The sequence below is a fragment of the Janthinobacterium sp. ROICE36 genome, assembly GCF_002869965.1.
Lineage (GTDB): Bacteria > Pseudomonadota > Gammaproteobacteria > Burkholderiales > Burkholderiaceae_D > Janthinobacterium.
In genome coordinates, this window is the sequence record NZ_PEBS01000020.1 from 23,516 (window position 1) to 39,019 (window position 15,504).

General features: G+C 63.6%; 15 protein-coding genes. 5 read left to right on the plus strand and 10 right to left on the minus strand.

From position 1 onward, the window contains the following. The first annotated feature begins 13 nt into the window (after window positions 1–13). Genes CSZ94_RS10700 through CSZ94_RS28295 form a run of 3 tightly spaced genes read left to right on the plus strand, consistent with a single transcriptional unit; the run spans window position 14 to window position 2,512 of the window. Window positions 14–1,300, plus strand: a complete 1,287-nt coding sequence (locus CSZ94_RS10700) for a TonB-dependent siderophore receptor (RefSeq protein WP_102121479.1) — start codon at window positions 14–16, stop codon at window positions 1,298–1,300. After that, window positions 1,300–2,178: a PepSY-associated TM helix domain-containing protein gene (locus CSZ94_RS10705; RefSeq protein WP_219725994.1), complete on the plus strand. Its 879-nt coding sequence runs from the start codon at window positions 1,300–1,302 to the stop codon at window positions 2,176–2,178. Before CSZ94_RS10700 ends, CSZ94_RS10705 begins: the two co-directional genes overlap by 1 nt. Continuing rightward, a complete protein-coding gene (locus CSZ94_RS28295) occupies window positions 2,138–2,512 on the plus strand; it encodes a PepSY-associated TM helix domain-containing protein (protein ID WP_258000920.1) in 375 nt (124 codons plus the stop codon). Before CSZ94_RS10705 ends, CSZ94_RS28295 begins: the two co-directional genes overlap by 41 nt. 79 nt (window positions 2,513–2,591) lie before the next feature. Here CSZ94_RS28295 and CSZ94_RS10710 read toward each other — a convergent pair whose 3' ends face one another. Further along, window positions 2,592–4,667 carry a TonB-dependent receptor gene (locus CSZ94_RS10710; RefSeq protein ID WP_102121480.1) on the minus strand — a complete coding sequence of 692 codons (2,076 nt, stop codon included), beginning with the start codon at window positions 4,665–4,667 and terminating at the stop codon, window positions 2,592–2,594. Between the two features lie 95 nt (window positions 4,668–4,762). Between CSZ94_RS10710 and CSZ94_RS10715 the strand changes: the two genes are divergently transcribed. Then, window positions 4,763–5,986, plus strand: a complete 1,224-nt coding sequence (locus CSZ94_RS10715) for a response regulator (RefSeq protein ID WP_102121481.1) — start codon at window positions 4,763–4,765, stop codon at window positions 5,984–5,986. On the opposite strand, the gene CSZ94_RS10720 is transcribed toward CSZ94_RS10715, so the two are convergent. Then, window positions 5,971–6,345, minus strand: coding sequence for an immunity 22 family protein (locus CSZ94_RS10720; protein WP_102121482.1), 375 nt, complete (start codon window positions 6,343–6,345; stop codon window positions 5,971–5,973). The genes CSZ94_RS10715 and CSZ94_RS10720 overlap by 16 nt on opposite strands. A gap of 2 nt (window positions 6,346–6,347) precedes the next feature. Then, window positions 6,348–9,041: a polysaccharide deacetylase family protein gene (locus CSZ94_RS10725; RefSeq protein ID WP_102121483.1), complete on the minus strand. Its 2,694-nt coding sequence runs from the start codon at window positions 9,039–9,041 to the stop codon at window positions 6,348–6,350. A gap of 161 nt (window positions 9,042–9,202) precedes the next feature. On the opposite strand from CSZ94_RS10725, the gene CSZ94_RS28610 reads away from it, so the two are divergent. Continuing rightward, window positions 9,203–9,325 (plus strand): hypothetical protein, encoded by a 123-nt coding sequence (locus tag CSZ94_RS28610; protein ID WP_258000910.1) that lies wholly within the window; start codon window positions 9,203–9,205, stop codon window positions 9,323–9,325. A gap of 29 nt (window positions 9,326–9,354) precedes the next feature. Here the strand turns inward: CSZ94_RS28610 and hmgA are convergent, their stop codons facing one another. The 7 genes from hmgA to hemB all read right to left on the minus strand — a co-directional run bounded on the left by hmgA (window position 9,355) and on the right by hemB (window position 15,440). Then, entirely contained in the window at window positions 9,355–10,656 is a 1,302-nt protein-coding gene (gene hmgA, locus CSZ94_RS10730) for a homogentisate 1,2-dioxygenase (protein WP_102121484.1), read from the minus strand. Further along, on the minus strand, window positions 10,653–10,838 hold the full coding sequence (locus CSZ94_RS10735) for a hypothetical protein (protein WP_102121485.1): 186 nt from the start codon (window positions 10,836–10,838) through the stop codon (window positions 10,653–10,655). The genes hmgA and CSZ94_RS10735 overlap by 4 nt, the downstream gene beginning before the upstream one ends. A gap of 740 nt (window positions 10,839–11,578) precedes the next feature. After that, complete coding sequence (locus CSZ94_RS10740; protein WP_258000911.1) at window positions 11,579–11,893, minus strand: DUF1842 domain-containing protein; 315 nt, start codon at window positions 11,891–11,893, stop codon at window positions 11,579–11,581. Between the two features lie 391 nt (window positions 11,894–12,284). Beyond that, window positions 12,285–12,413 carry a hypothetical protein gene (locus tag CSZ94_RS28615; protein ID WP_258000912.1) on the minus strand — a complete coding sequence of 43 codons (129 nt, stop codon included), beginning with the start codon at window positions 12,411–12,413 and terminating at the stop codon, window positions 12,285–12,287. A 25-nt stretch (window positions 12,414–12,438) separates the two neighbouring features. Then, window positions 12,439–12,948 carry a peptide-methionine (S)-S-oxide reductase MsrA gene (gene msrA, locus CSZ94_RS10745; RefSeq protein ID WP_102121486.1) on the minus strand — a complete coding sequence of 170 codons (510 nt, stop codon included), beginning with the start codon at window positions 12,946–12,948 and terminating at the stop codon, window positions 12,439–12,441. Between the two features lie 53 nt (window positions 12,949–13,001). After that, complete coding sequence (locus CSZ94_RS10750; RefSeq protein WP_102121487.1) at window positions 13,002–14,345, minus strand: MBL fold metallo-hydrolase; 1,344 nt, start codon at window positions 14,343–14,345, stop codon at window positions 13,002–13,004. A gap of 120 nt (window positions 14,346–14,465) precedes the next feature. Further along, entirely contained in the window at window positions 14,466–15,440 is a 975-nt protein-coding gene (hemB, locus tag CSZ94_RS10755) for a porphobilinogen synthase (protein ID WP_102121488.1), read from the minus strand. Between the last annotated feature and the right edge of the window lie 64 nt (window positions 15,441–15,504).

Sequence of the window (15,504 nt, forward strand, 5' to 3'; positions counted from 1 at the left end):
GAATGTCAACCTGATGGGCGACGACAACCGTTTCAAGCGCCGCAATACCATGCTGGGCTACGAATTCGAGCACCAGTTCAGCGACACCTGGTCGCTGCGCCAGAACCTGCGCTACACACGTTTGAAGAACGACCGCACGGACATGTTCCCCCTGGACCTGAATGACGATGGCACGGTGGAGCGCTACTTCATGCCCGTCGATACGGCATCGAAAAGTCTGTTCGCCGATACGCAGCTGCAGGCGCACTTCGCCACGGGCGGCCTGGCGCACCATGTGCTGCTGGGCGTCGATTACGCGACTATCCGCAACACGGACGAATACCGCCACCAGCGGGGCTTCATCGAGCCACTCGACCTGTACCAGCCCGTGTATGGCAAGCAGCCCCTGATTGCGGCCAAGGCGCCGACGCGCGCCGACGCGCCGTCACGCCAGCTGGGCCTGTATGCGCAGGATCAATTGAAATGGGACCGCTGGGTGGTAACGGCAGGCCTGCGCCGCGACAAGGCCACGCAATCGCGCGACGTCACCGACCTCCATAGCGGCAGCGTGAAGCCCGACTATCACCAATCGCCTTCGGCCACCACCGGCCGCGTGGGCGCCGTCTACCTGTTCGATGGCGGCTGGGCGCCGTATGTCAGCTATGCCACCTCGTTTTCGCCCGAACTGGGCATCACGGCCAACGGCGACGCCTTGAATCCATCGCGCGGCAAGCAGTTCGAAGCGGGCGTGCGCTACGAACCCGTGGGCCAGCGCGCCAGCTACACGGCAGCCGTGTTTGACCTGGTGCGCGACAACGTCACCACCTCCGACATCGGCAACCCAGGCCGCCTGCAGCAAACGGGCCAGGTGGGCTCGCGCGGCGTGGAACTGGAAGCGCGCACGGAGTTCGCCAGCCGCCTGAGCCTGATCGCGCAATATACCTATCTCGATACGGAGGTCAGGAAGAGCAATAACGGCGACCTGGGCCTGCAGCGGTCGGGGGCACCGCGCCACAGCGCCTCGGCCTGGGCCCGTCAATCGTTCAACCTGGACACGGCGCTGCCCGCGTATGCAGCGCTGGGCATGCGCTTCCTGGGCGCCATGCGTTCCAATTCCGACGGCGACAACCTGAATATCCGCAATGGCGGCATCACGCAGTGGGATGCGGCACTGGGCGTGTCGCGCGGACCGTGGCAGTTTGCCCTCAACGTCAACAATGTGCTCAACAAGCAGACCCTGTATGACTGCGGCTACCTGCCAGGCCTGTGCTACCACAACGCCGAACGCACGGCCAACGTCAGCACCATGTATCGTTTCTGATGCCATCGCTGCACATGCGGCCTGCATTGGCGGCGCTGCACCGCTACACCGGCCTGCTGATGGCCGGTTTTCTTATCGTGGCCGGCGTCACCGGCAGCCTGCTCGCGTGGAAGGATGCACTGGAGGCGGCCATGCTGCCCGCCGTCTTCCGCGTGGCGCCACCTGCGCCTGACGCCGTGCCGCTCGACGCCCTGCTGCTGCGCGAAAGGATCGCCGCGCGCTTTCCCCAGGCGCAACTGAGCTACGCGCCGCTGTCGGCGCCGCCAGGCCACAGCATGGTGTTTTACCTGCGCCCGGGCGACGAATCACCGCTGGCCAGCGATGAAGTGTTCGTCGATCCCTACACGGGCGCGATACTGGGCCAGCGTCGTTGGGGTGCCATCAGCCAGGGCGCCATCAACCTGCTGCCCTTCATCGAGCGCCTGCATTACGCGCTGGCGCTGGGCGACACGGGCTTGCTGGTATTCGGCCTGATCGCCATCGTGTGGACGGTCGACTGCTTCATCGGCGCCGCCCTGACCTTCCCCGCGCGCCTGAAAAAACGCGCACCGGGCGCGAAACCGTGGCTGCTGCGCTGGCGCCCGTCCTGGCTGCTGCGCCGCCACAGTGGCAGTTATAAACTGGTGTTCGACCTGCACCGCGCGGGCGGCCTGTGGCTGTGGGCCATGCTGCTGGTGTTTGCCTGGAGCGGCGTCGCCTTCAACCTGTACGGTGCGTATGCGGCCGTCATGCATCCCCTGTTTGCGCACCAGGGGGCCGAAGAAGTGGTGGCGCGGCATGCTCCCACACCCGCGCCGCACCTGGACTGGCCGGCCGCGCGCGCAGGGCCGCCTGTTGATGGCGCAGCTGGCGCGCCAGCACGCGTTTGCCATCCTTGAAGAAAACGCTCTGGCGTATGAACGCGCGCTGGGCGTGTACCGCTACATGGTGCGCAGCAGCCGCGACGTGCGCGCCCACAAAGGCCTTACCACCGTCTTCTTCGACGCAGCCAGTGGCCGGCAGCTGGCCACCTGGCTGCCCATGGGCGCAGCCAGCGGCGACACCATCCGCAGCTGGATCAGCGCCCTGCACATGGCCTCGATGTGGGGCTGGCCTTTTAAACTTTTCATCTGCGCCATGGGCATGCTGGTGGCGGGCCTGAGCGTAACGGGCGTGCTGATCTGGCGACGCAAGCGCCAGGGGAAAGCCAAGGTCAGGGCGCCAAGTCATTAATTAGTCGGGGAAAATCGATAAGCGCCAACGGCAAGGCGTCGGCCAGCCACACGCCATTGTCCGATACATAATACCGTTTTCAGAACGCATACGACAAGCTCAGGCGCGCGGAACGCGGTTCCACCGGATGAAAATGGCGGTCGTTCACCCCGTCCGCCGCCTCGCCGGGCAAACGCGAGGCATAGTAATAATCGATGTCGCTGGCGCGTTTATCGAACAGGTTGAACACGTCGAGCGCGATGCGCGTCTTGCTGTTGAGCTGATACGCGAGGCGCGCATACGCCAGGGTGGTGGAAGCGGAGCGCACGCTATTGTCCTCGATCAAGGGACGGGGACCGAAATAGCGCAGCTGGAAGGCGCCCGACCACGGCCCCTGGTCCGTCACCGTCACGCCGAACGAAGCCACCTTGTCAATGGATCCGGGAATGAAGTTACCGGCCGGATCATGTTCCGCGTAGCGCGAGCGCGAGGCGGCCAGGTCCAGGTCGAACAGCAGCCATGGCGCGGCAATATAGTGATTGTTCCACTCGATGCCGTGGCGGCGGCTGGCGCGGCTAGGCTCAGTTTCGCCTGCGTCGCCGACAAACAGCAGTTCCGAGGCGAGATCGAGGCGCCACAGGGCCAGCGAGCTCTGCAGACCCGGCAGCCATTCCGTGCGCGCGCCCAGTTCCATGCCTTTGGTCGGCACCAGGGGCGTGACGGGCGTCGATGGCGTGCCATCGGGCAAACGCGTCTGCGTCGTGCCCCGCGCATCGTTGCTATGAAAACCTTTTCCATAGTTCACGAAGACTTCCGTCCGGCTCCACGGGCCAAGGATCAAGGACAGCTTGGGCGACACCACATGGTCGCTCGCCGCGCCGCTGTTGCCTTCCACGCTGCTGTCGACCTTGAAACGGTAGGCGTCATAGCGCACGCCCGCCACGGAACGCAGCCAGGGCAGCCATTGCACCGTGTTGTCGCCATACAGGCCGATGCTGGCCTCGCGCACCCGGTCTTCGCGCAGCGTGTCCTGCCGCACCCGCTCCGCCGTGCTGTACAGGCCCACGGGCGACAAACGGTCGACACGTCCCTGCACGCCGAGCTTGTTGCGCAGGGGAAGACCGAACAGCTGCGTGTTCCAGCTTTCGCTGGCGTTCACGCCCGCCACCGTGCGCCGCTCGCTTTGCTGGAACTGGTCGCCGGTGGCCGGCTTGGCGAGGAAGTAGGTGAAATCGCTGTTCAGTTCCAGCTGCGAGCGGATCAGGTAAGCGTCCAGTTCGAACAAGCGGTTCTGCGTGCGCTGGCGCAGGACGTACGACAGGCTGTAGCGCGAGGTGTCGCCGCCGTCGCTGGGCGCCAGCGAGCCGAAACGGCCGATCAGGCCCGATTCCACGGCGCGCAGCGGCACCTGGTCGGTGGCGTTCCAGCTGTTCTTGTAGGCCATGGCCGTCACGCTGTAGCCATTGTCTGCCGTGCCCTGGCTGTAGCGCAGCACGCCGCTGTATTTACGGACGTTTTCCGGCACGTCCCAGGGACCGTTGTTGCGATTCACTTCCAGGCCGTACAGCAAGGTGCCTGGCCCCGCAACGACCGAATCGGCCACGACGCCGCGCAGATAGCCGTGCTGGCCAAGGGACACGCTGGCCTGGCCTTGCGGCAATTTATCGGCCAGGCGGATGCGCGCCGCGCCGGCCGAGGCGAAATCGCCTTCGCTGGCGAAATACGGCCCCTTCTTGTAATCGATGCGCTGCACCAGCTCGGGAATGAGGAAATTGAGGTCGGAATAACCCTGTCCATGCGCGTGCGTGCGCATGTTGACGGGCATGCCGTCGACATACGTGGCGAAATCCGTGCCGTGGTCAAGGTTAAAGCCGCGCAAAAAATACTGGTTGGCCTTGCCGTCGCCGCTGTGCTGGGTGACGATCAGCCCCGGCACGAATTCCAGCAATTCGCCCGTGCGCAGGGCAGGCCGGTTGACGATCAAGTCCGTCGTGATGACGCCCTGGCTGGCCGCGTCCGAGGTGCCGACGGCGTTGTCGTAGTGGCCCGTCACGCGCACGTTACGCGCTGCGTCGGCGACGCTGGCGGCGGCTGGCGCTTGCGCCGCCACCTGGCGCCCCATGCCCAACAATACCAGTGCACAAGCTGCCAGCAGTTTGCGTTTTCTCAATCGCATCGCGTCTCCCCTTTTTATAATGTCAATATAGGCTATTACGGGATATATACGCGGCAGGCCGGCTACCTGGATTCAGCATTTTTCAAGGAGCGACCGTGGACCTGAGCGACAGCGCCGACAAGGCGAGCAAAACCGCCACGCCGGCCGCGCGCAAGCGTGACGTGCTGCCGTATATCCTACTGTACATCTTGCTGGCGGGGCTGTTGGCCGTGTTGGCGGGCGCCCTGCTGCCGCCGTATTACCACGCCGTGCCGGCACTCTTGTGGAGCCTGGGCTTTTGCGTCAGCGGCATGCTGCTGGGCTTTTTGTTCGGCATACCACGCAGCCTGCCTTCGGGCACCGTCAACGCCGCGCCGCCAGACGAGCGGGCCAATGGCAAGGGCCACCCCGCAGACGAACCGCCCGCAGCAAACGCCGAGGCGACGGCCGGCAACGCCAGCAATACCCTGTTTTTGGGCACGCCCACGCCCATGGAAATCAATTCAAATCTGGTGGAAGTGTCGGACTGGCTGACGAAAATCATCGTCGGCGTGGGTTTGATCGAGCTCAAAAGCCTGCCCGGCAGCGCGCGCAGCATGACCGCCTTCATCGCGCCCAGCCTGGCCACGGACACGCCCACGGCCATGGCAGTGGTGGGCGGCATCATGCTGTTCTTTTCCGTGCATGGTTTCCTGATCGGCTATTTGCTCACGCGCATATACCTGTCCATCATGCTCAAGCGCGCCGACAGCCTCGTCAAAAACGAGTCCGTGCGCCTGGAAAGCGGCAAGGAAATCGACGTGACGGAACTGAGCCGTTTGCAGCAAAAGTCGCTCGACGACATGCAGGAAGCCATCACGCAGCTGCTGCTGGCCCACCCGCCCGATGGCGGCGGCGCCGTCACGGCCCTGGCCGGCGTGCCGACGGCGCAAAAGCCATCCAGCCTGGTGCTGTGGCTGGACGACCATCCGCGCAACAATACCTTGCTGGTGGAACAACTGGAACGGGAAAACATCAAGGTCGACCAGGCCGTGTCGACCAGGCAAGCGCTGGCCATGCTGCAACAGAAGCACTATGCGCTGTTGATCACCGACATGGCCAGGGTGGAAAACGGCCGCAGGATCAAGGATGCGGGCGTGCGCACGGTACGCGAGCTAAGGCAAGTGCAGCCGGAGCTGCCCATCGTGGTGTATTGCAACAAGGATACGGTCGCCAGCTACGGCACGCAAGCCCAGGCGGCGGGCGCCCGCTTCATCACCACCTCGGGCACCAGCCTGCTGGCCAGCGTCAACAAGCTATTGCACGAAGAACGCAAAGATGGCGCTCAGCCATCACCGTAAACATAGCTGCCCACGTGGTGCAGCGAACTGCGCTGCGGGTGCGCCAGTCGATTCGGCGCAAACACGCACACGCTCGTGTCAGCCAGCAAGCCCGGCGCGTCCGCGCAAGCCTGCGCCAGCCAGCTGTCGCCATACGAGACGCCATCGAGCAACTGCGCCAGCGGCGCGGGCGATGCCAGCAGCGCGCTTTCCACACACGCTGGCTCGTAGTGCGTGAGACCCGTTTCCAGGAAGAATGGCGACGGCGTCGCATCGCCATCGTCCGTGTAGGTGGGCGCCAGGTGAGCCTGCAGCGCTTCCCAACTGGCGAAGCGCCCGCTGCAGGCAAACACGTGGACGATGGGCAAGATGGGCGCCAAGCTTACAGCTTCTCCATCTTTTGCCGCACGGCCGGCGCCGTCGAAGCCGTCGGCGCCAGTTCCAGATAGGTTTTATATGCGGCCTTGGCCTTGGCGGCATCGCCGGCCTTGGCATACGCATCGCCCAGGTTCAAATAGGCGATGGCGCGCGACGGGTCCATCCTGAGCGTGTTTTCAAACCAGCGCGCCGCTTCGCGGTATTTTTCCTGCTTGTAGAAGACAAAGCCCAGGTTGTTGGCGGCCAGTGCGAAGTCGGGACGCAATTTCAGCGCTTCCGTAAATTGCGCTTCCGCCGCCGCATATTGTTTCTCCTTGTACAGCTGCAAGCCACGATCGTTGGCCCGCTGCGCCAGCTGGCGCGTGGACGTGGGCACGGCGCCCGGCGTGACGATCTTCTGTTCGCCGCCCTGCAAATCCTTCACCGTCACGCTGGCCGCTTGCGGCTTGGCGTCCAGCTTGCTGTTCAGGGCGATCGCTTCCGTCGACAGCTGCGTCGTGTTCGGGCTGAGGAATTCCGTTTCGCCCGGCAATTCAAAGACGAAATCGCCCCCTTCCGATCCCGGCAGGCTGCCAAACGCGGGCGTCTGGTTCGATACGCTGGCGACGGCCGGCGCCACGTAGGCGGCCAGTTCCGTGGCCGTGATCAAGCCATCGCCGTTCAGGTCGCCCTTGCCCGCCAGGCCCTGCAGCAGGGTCCAGGTAAACACGGAGTGGCCGTTTGGCCCGCCATCGGCGACCAGCTGGTCGCCGCCGCCGGCCGTCAGCATTTGCCGGCCGATGCGTTTGGCATTGTCGCGCAAAAAGGAGCTGGAACCGGCACCGCGCGTCAGGCCCAGGCCGCTGTAGCAGGCATCCATCACAAAGAACGCGTGCTTGGCTGTCAGGCTTTCCGCGATATTCTGGATTTCCGTCATCGGGATCGCATCCGTGGCGAACTGCGCCGGGTCGGAGTCGACGGGCACGATGTAGCCCAGGTCGCGCCCCGAACTGAGCTTGCGCGTGGCGCCGTGACCGGCAAAAAAGACGAAGATGCGGTCATTCTTTTGCACGCCGCCATGGGCAAGCTTGTCGTGGAAAGCGGCCAGGATATTGTTGCGCGTGGCTTCGCCATTTTTCAGGGTCACGACGCGCTCGGGCGCAAACGCAAATTTTTCGATCAGGGTTTCGCGGATGCCCTGCGCATCGCGCACTGCATATTGCAATTTAGGCCACTTGGCGTAATCGTCGATGCCGATCACCACAGCCCAGGAATTGGCGTAACCCGTGGTGACAGGCACTTTCTCGGGCGCGGGCGCCGTGCTTTTTGCCACCTGGAAGCTGGTACCATCCCAGCCCGCGAATTGATAGCCTTCCGCGATCAGCTTGTCTAGCACGGCCGGCAAGGCTTTCACCGTGCGTTCGTGGATGTCGTGGAACAAAATGATGCCGCGCCCCGCCTTGTCGACGGAGGCCAGTACGCGATTCGTGATCGAGCTGGGCACGGGGTCGGCCCAGTCCAGCGAATCGATATTCCACATCACGGATTTCAAATGCGCATCGGCCAGCGCGGCCATGCCTTCGCTATTGCGTGCGCCATACGGAAAGCGGAACAGCGCGGCCCGCTCGGGGCTGATGGCTTTCAACAAGGTGTCGGTGCCGAGGATTTCGCCTTTCAGCTTGTCGCCCGTCTGTTTCGACAGCTGGGCGTGGCTGAAACTGTGGTTGCCCACGGCATAACCTTCCTTCATCAGCTTGCGGCTCACTTCCGCGCCCGCATTGAGCTTGGCGTGGCCTTCCGCGTCGAGCGACCCCAGGTTGCGGCCTACGTTGAAGAAAACAGCCGGCACGCCATATTGTTTCAAAATGGCGCTGATTTCTTCCGTGTAGCGGCGGTGCGGGCCGTCGTCGAAGGTCAGCACGATGGTTTTCTTCGGCAAGCCCAGGCCAAAGATTTCCGCCTCATCCTTCTTTGGCGCAGGCTTGGCTTCAGGAACAGAACCGGCCGGCGGCAATGCATACGGCACGACGATGCCGTTTTCCTTGAGGATCTGTTCGCGGCTGTAGCGCTTTTTCAGCTGCGCCACGTAATCGTCCCAGCGCTCGCGCTTGAGTTCGATGGCGCGCTGGCCCAGGTTGCCGAAGATTTGCCGGATCTCCTTCTCGTAATTGCGCTCGATCTCGCCCAGCGCATCGAGGTCTTCCGAAATGCGCTTGTGCAGCTTGATCGCCGGCAAGGAGGAATCCTTGGCCACGTCGGCCAGCATGCTTTGCAGCAATTCGCGGAAAGCCAGGCGGTCCGCGTCATACAGGCCGGGGTCGGATTCGATATACGTCAACAGACTGTCGAGCGCCTCGAAGCGGCCCGGATTGGTGGGCGCCGTCAGCTGGTCCAGCGCCGCATCGAGCTTGGCGATGCGTTCCTGGTTTTCATGGAACAGCGCCTGCCCTACTTTTCTCGCTTCGTCGCGCGCGCCATCGGGCAAGCTTTGCTCGTCGGCCAGCAGCATGATAATCTTGCGGAAATTGCCCAGCAAGTCGCGGAACTGGGCGGCCACGGCGGCCGTATCGACGGTGGATTGGGGCGCGGCGGCCGGGGTGCCCGAAGCCGGGGCGCCGGGCGCGGCAGTAGCGGCCGGACGGGTAAACGTGTAAATGCCGGCCCCAGCGGCGAGTGCCACGACGACGGTGGCGGCGATCTTGATCGGCTTGGAAGTCACAGGCTTGTCATTCCCTTCACATACTATGCATAGAATTCAGATGGCGCGGATGCGCAAGATGCATAATTGTAGAGCACGCTTGCCAGTTACTCCGTCCGCACGCTGAATTTCGGCAATAATATGCCCGCAAACCTCCAACAAACGTCAAAACAGGAAAGACGATGCACAAGAAACTCTGCGCAGCCGCGCTGATGCTGGGCGTGGCCCTGATGCTGCTGCAACTGCGCGCGCATGCGGGCGATGACGTGGTAAAGCTGGTCGGGCGCGTGTGCCTGCCGCACTGACCACCTGAGTAAGCCGAACCGTGTGCCTGTCACTGCTCCGGATCGAAATGCTTGCGCAAGCCTTGCCAGCACTCGAAATAGTCGTTTTGCAGCAGGCCGCCGTCCAGGGCAAACGGCGTGGGCTTGAGGATGGTGCGCGTCTCGAACATGAACGCCATGGTGTCGTCCACCTTCACTGGCGCGGACGTGTCGCTGTGCGACGCTTTCTCGAACGTCTGCGCATCGGGACCGTGGCCGGACATGCAGTTGTGCAGGCTGGCGCCGCCCGGCACGAAACCGGCCGCCTTGGCGTCGTATACGCCGTGGATCAGGCCCATGAATTCGCTGGCCACATTGCGGTGAAACCACGGCGGCCGGAAGGTGTGCTCGGCGGCCAGCCAGCGCGGCGGGAAGATGGCAAAGTCGATGGCGCCAAACAGCGGGTTTTCGCTGGGTGCTTGCAGCACGAGGAAGATCGACGGGTCGGGATGGTCGTAGCTGATCGACCCGATGGTGTTAAAACGGCGCAAATCATATTTGTATGGCGCGTAATTACCATGCCAGGCCACCACGTCCAGCGGCGAATGGTCGAGCGTCGTGCGCCACAAATGACCGCCGAACTTGGCCAGCAGTTCGCACTCGCCATCGATATCTTCATACGCCGCGTGTGGCGTCAAAAAATCGCGGGCATGCGCCAGGCCGTTCGAGCCTATGGGTCCCATGTCCGGCAAACGGAAGGGCGTACCGAAATTTTCGCACACATAGCCGCGCGCCTTGCCGTCCGGCAGGGTCACGCGGAAGCGCACGCCGCGCGGGATGACGCCGATTTCCTGCGGTTCCAGCTCGACCAGGCCCAGTTCCGTGGCAATCGCCAGCCTGCCCTCTTGCGGCACGACCAGCAGCTCGCCATCGGCCGAGTAAAAGAAACGCTGCATGGCACGGTTGGCCACATACACGTGGATGGCGCAGCCGCTCATCGCTTCGGCGCTGCCATTGCCTGCCATCGTCTGCCAGCCGTCGATGAAGTCGACCGGCGTGCCGCTGTCGGGCAGCGGCAGCGGGTCCCAGCGCAGCTGGTTCGGCGGCGTGGGGGGCATGGCGTGAAAATCGCTGACGATGCGGGTATTTGTCAACAAGGTAAACGGCGGATGCTGGCTGGCGGGGCGGATGCGGTACAGCCAGGAACGCCGGTTCTGCGCGCGCGGCGCCGTGAAGGCCGTGCCCGACAATTGCTCCGCATACAGGCCCAGGGGCGCCTGTTGCGGCGAGTTTTGCCCGTGCGGCAAGGCGCCGGGCACGGCTTCCGTGGCAAATTCGTTGCCAAAGCCGCTTTGGTAGCCGGCGCCTATCATGCGCTCACCGCCAGGTCGTCGGCAGCGTCGCGCAGCAAGCCCCGCACCACGCCGGCCTGGCCGATGGCGCCCATGGACAGCAAGGCAAAGCGGGCCAGGAACAGCGGCGCGCGCTGCCCGCCCAGGCTACCCATGGTGTGGCACAGTTCGGTATATAAATTATCGAGTTCGATGTCGGTCATGTTATCTCCTTGCTACTTTGATTGGGCGATGCCGGCCGCCACCAGCGACCCAGCACGAGGTAAAACGTGGCGGGCCGGGCATCAAACAGCGAGCATAGCTGCACCGTGTGGTCCCAGGCGCACCCTTGCGCCCCGCTGCGGGCGATCGCCACGGTACTCAACGGCAAAATGTCGCGTAGCGCCAGATCAGTAATATACCCCGCTTGCTGCGCGCCGTCTTGCCGCAGCAGCGGACATTCCGGCAAGACCGTGCCCGCCGTCGGCGCGCCGCTGCACGCTCGTCACCCGCGTTTGCCAGCGGCCGACAGCAGCCGACAGCAGCATGGGCCAGACGATATGCCAGCGGCGTTCCTGCAAGCGGTCCGAGCTGGGCGATGCCGAATTTCAGCACGGTGGGCGACAGCATTTCCGCCAGCACCTGCTGTTGCAGCTAGACGGTGGCCGCGTCGAGGATGGGCGCAGTAGTGGCGAAAATGGCGGGGGTAGCCGCTTGGGCGATGGTCATGCATGTCACCATAAGGTGTCACTCTCCCCTTGTTGATTTTTTGGGTAAGAGTTGCCGGATGCTCCGGCTTGCAACACAGTATGCAGACGACTACGCCGATGGCTGTTCCCATTTTGGGGACAGCCATCGGCCAAAAGAACCAGGCAGCGGGCCTAGCCGCGTTTCTTGATGGGCACGTTGTCGATCTTCTGGTTGCCATAGCTGAAGGAGCCGTGGCCAGTCCAGTGGTTGTCGGTCACAAAGGTCGCTTCAAACTTGCCAGGTAGCTGCCGAAGGCCGGTGGCGGCACGGACACCACGTATTCGCCACTCAGGCTGAAGACGCGCGTGGCATTGCCCAGGCCCAGGCCGTGCACGGGGCCGCTGACGGGACGGATCACCACGCGGCCATGCGCCGGCGCAATCGACTGCGTGATCAGCGCTTCGCCGCTGACGCTGCCGTCGTCGGGATGGTAAAACAGGGCCAGATTCAGGATGGGCGCGCCGGGCAGGCCGAGATTGCCGGCGATCAGATAGACGTGTTCTACCGCATTCAGTTCAGACGAGGACACAATGGACTCCTTCGGGGAATGATTCCTGAGCCATGAATAGGGAGATCGCGCGCGGCGACAGGCACTGGCTATCAGCCTTGCTGATGGCGGTTCAGCGCATCATCACTCTGCCGCCAGCATAGCCCCTATTTTCAAATCAATATGCTCACATTATTGCCTTGAATTTCAGCATTTTTATGCGCTGCCGGGATGCCGGGCGCGCTAGCATTTATGCAGCATGCGGGCTTAGACATAGCGCAAACAATTGACGCTGGCTGGCAATACCCGGGCGTTTATAGGCGCGCTGTTGCGCTGTTAATGGATTCCATCGCTGGCTTGCTGGTGCAGCACGATGGCGGACGCGATGACGCTCTGCTTGGCGTCGAGCGCATAGCAATGACGCGCGTCGCTGTCAGCGATACAGGATGGCGCCCGCCATAGCGTACACCTCTGCGTGGCCGATGGCGGCCACCAGGTCGAGGGCGCGCCCCAGCTCCAGCTGGCCTTCCGCCTGCCGCCGATCCACCTGCCAATAGCGCATCCCGCCTCCGCTGCCCGCTGCCTGTTTACTGCGTACGTTGCGGCAAGACCCAGTCCGGCCGGATGTAGTGGCAAGTGTAGCCGTGCGGCAAGCGTTGCAGATAATCCTGGTGCTCCGCTTCCGCTTCCCAGAACGGGCCGGCCGGCGCCACTTCCGTCACCACCTTGCCGGGCCACAGGCCGCAGGCATCGACGTCGCGGATGGTGTCTTCGGCCACCCGTTTTTGCTCGTCGCTGGTATAAAAGATGGCCGAGCGGTAGCTCGTGCCGCGGTCGTTGCCCTGGCGGTCTTCCGTGCTGGGGTCGTGGATCTGGAAAAAGAATTCCAGGATCTTGCGGTAGCTGATGGTGGTCGGGTCGAAGATGATCTCGATCGCTTCCGCATGCGTGCCATGGTTGCGATAGGTGGCGTTGGCCACGTCGCCACCGCTGTAACCGACGCGCGTGGCGATCACGCCCGGATAGCGGCGCAGCAAGTCTTGCACGCCCCAAAAGCAGCCGCCGGCCAGGATCGCGATTTCCTTGTTTTGTGTCATGTTGTTCATTCCTTGATCTGAGAACCTTATCTTACCCTGTCGCGGCGTTTTCTTCAGCGGGCCAGCAAGCGTTTCAGCTGCGCCGCCTGGTAGGCGCCGATAGCGTCGTTGAACAGGCAGCGGATCAAGGGGTCGTCGACGATGTCGGCCTCTTCCAGTTCGGTCCGCGTGGCCGCGTCGAAAGGGCCATCATTGATGCGCATGTACATCGACGTCAGCGATTCACCGAGCGCCAGCGCCGCATGGCACTTCACCAGCGGCACTTCCGTCGTCCAGCCCGGCGCCTCGCCAGTGTCAGGCACCAGGTCGATCAAATCGCCATGCATGCGGTAATGCAGGATGGTGGCCGCGCCGTCATGGCCATACAGCGACAATCGCCACAGGCGCGGGGCCTGGAAGTAGCTGTCTTCGGACAGCTCCATGTCGCGGTAGCGCTCGAGCAAGCCATGCTGGCAAAAATCGAACACCAGCGCCGTGTCATCGGCATTCAAGGGCGCGAAACGGCGGGCGATGTCGGCCGTGGCGGGCGGCGGCGCGTCGGGGCGGTAGTCGAAATCGACGTCCTGCGGCCCCACGGGGATGACCCAGGGCAGCGGCGCGGCCGGCGTCAAGCTCTGCGCATCGAGCAGCACGGACGTCGACGGGTCGAGGCGGAAAATGTGCGCATCCGGCAGCGCGGCGCCGATCTCCTGCGCAAACTGGCGGTAGCTAATCGGGAACATCGCATGGTTATACCAGGACCAGTCTTCCTGCACGAACTGGCAAGAGCTGGGCACGATGTAACGGGGCGCCAGCGCGCGCAGCTGCGGCACCCAGTCGTCGGGAAGTTCGACTTGGCCAGGCAGCGCTTGCGACGGCGCGATGACGGCGATCTCGCGCATCGTCTGGAACGGCCACAAGACCATGTCCCAGGGCGCAAACGCAGCCAGCTGCGCCAGGGTCTCGGGGCCGATCCAGGAATCGACCACGTTCAACACGTTCAGGCCGGCGGCGCGCACCTGGAACAGCGAGTCGACATCGTCGTCCAGCGCCCGGCGCGGGATCACCTCGATGGCGCCCACCCGCACGGGCACGTCGACGTGCAGCCGCTCGACGGCGGCAAAACCCAGCGCGCGCAGCATGGCGAACAGTTCGTCGAAGACGCAGTACAGGTAGATGGGCGTGGCGCGGTCGAGCACATCGAGGCTGTCGAGCGAGCAGTGGTCATCGTGGAAGTGCGAGATGAAGACGGCATCCCAGCGCAGCCGGCGCACGGCATCGAGGTCGAAATGCGCGGACGGGAACGCGTGGCAATTGCGGCTGAACGGGTTTTCGACGATGGGGTCGAAGGCGATGGCCGTGCCTTCGCATTCGAAGACATAGCCGGCGTGCAGGATGCGGGAGATTTTCAGGGGCATGGATAAATAAATAAAACCCAACGGCAAATTCCGGGGTCAGACGGGGACGCCGAGTTCCGGCAGGTCTGACCCCGGCTCTTGCTTTCAGGGTGAAAATAAGCACCAACTTGACGGCAATGTTTAATACGGATTATTCAGCACATCCATCGCGAAATACGTAAAGATCATGTCCGCGCCCGCGCGCTTGATGGCGCCCAGGGTTTCCTGCACCACGCGGCGCTCGTCGATGGCGCCCGCCTGCGCGGCGAACTTGATCATCGCGTACTCGCCGCTGACCTGGTAGGCGCCGATCGGCAGACGCGTCACTTCGCGCAGGTCGCGGATGATGTCCAGGTAGGCACCGGCCGGTTTCACCATCAACGCGTCCGCGCCTTCGGCTTCGTCGATCAAGGACTCGCGGATCGCTTCGCGGCGGTTCATCGGGTCCATCTGGTAGGTCTTGCGGTCGCCCTTCAGGGTGCTGCCGGCCGCGTCGCGGAACGGGCCATACAGGCCCGAGGCAAACTTGGTGGAATACGCCATCACGGGCGTGTCATGGAAACCGGCCGCGTCGAGCGCGCTGCGGATCGCCGCCACCTGGCCATCCATGGCGGCCGATGGCGCGATGATGTCGGCGCCCGCCTGGGCGACGATGACGGCCTGCTTGCCTAGGTTCAGCACCGTGCTGTCGTTATCGACAGTGTCGCCATGCAGGATGCCGCAATGGCCGTGGTCCGTGTACTCGCAGAAGCAGGTGTCGGACATGACCACCATTTCCGGCACGGCGTCCTTGATGATGCGCGACATGCGCGCCACCAGGCCGTCCGGGTTCAGGGTGTCCGTGCCGTGGCTGTCTTTGTGGTGCGAAATGCCGAAGGTCATGACGGAGCGCAAACCGGCGCGCGCAAAGCGTTCGACTTCCTGCGCCAGCTTCGCTTCGGGAATGCGGCGCACGCCAGGCATGGACGTGATGTCGATGAAATCGCTGGACCCTTCGTCGACGAAGATCGGCAGGACCAGGTCGCGCGGATTAATCTCGGTCTCGCGAAACAGCTCGCGCAGTTGCGGAGTCGCGCGCAGGCGGCGCATACGCGAAGTGGGGAATTGTGCTGGCATGGGGTGACTGGCTTCGGGTTGAGAACGCCGACAAGTATACGCCGATCACGCCGCTTGCGCCGGG

Bases quoted from the DNA above. Each gene is read 5' to 3' on its own strand.
- CSZ94_RS10700 (WP_102121479.1), top strand. From the start codon at position 14: ATGGGCGACGACAACCGTTTCAAGCGCCGCAATACCATGCTGGGCTAC.
- CSZ94_RS10705 (WP_219725994.1), top strand. From the start codon at position 1,300: ATGCCATCGCTGCACATGCGGCCTGCATTGGCGGCGCTGCACCGCTAC.
- CSZ94_RS28295 (WP_258000920.1), top strand. From the start codon at position 2,138: ATGGCGCAGCTGGCGCGCCAGCACGCGTTTGCCATCCTTGAAGAAAAC.
- CSZ94_RS10710 (WP_102121480.1), bottom strand. From the start codon at position 4,667: ATGCGATTGAGAAAACGCAAACTGCTGGCAGCTTGTGCACTGGTATTG.
- CSZ94_RS28610 (WP_258000910.1), top strand. From the start codon at position 9,203: ATGCACAAGAAACTCTGCGCAGCCGCGCTGATGCTGGGCGTGGCCCTG.
- hmgA (WP_102121484.1), bottom strand. From the start codon at position 10,656: ATGATAGGCGCCGGCTACCAAAGCGGCTTTGGCAACGAATTTGCCACG.
- CSZ94_RS10735 (WP_102121485.1), bottom strand. From the start codon at position 10,838: ATGACCGACATCGAACTCGATAATTTATATACCGAACTGTGCCACACC.
- CSZ94_RS28615 (WP_258000912.1), bottom strand. From the start codon at position 12,413: ATGCGCTATTGGCAGGTGGATCGGCGGCAGGCGGAAGGCCAGCTGGAG.
- msrA (WP_102121486.1), bottom strand. From the start codon at position 12,948: ATGACACAAAACAAGGAAATCGCGATCCTGGCCGGCGGCTGCTTTTGG.
- CSZ94_RS10750 (WP_102121487.1), bottom strand. From the start codon at position 14,345: ATGCCCCTGAAAATCTCCCGCATCCTGCACGCCGGCTATGTCTTCGAA.
- hemB (WP_102121488.1), bottom strand. From the start codon at position 15,440: ATGCCAGCACAATTCCCCACTTCGCGTATGCGCCGCCTGCGCGCGACT.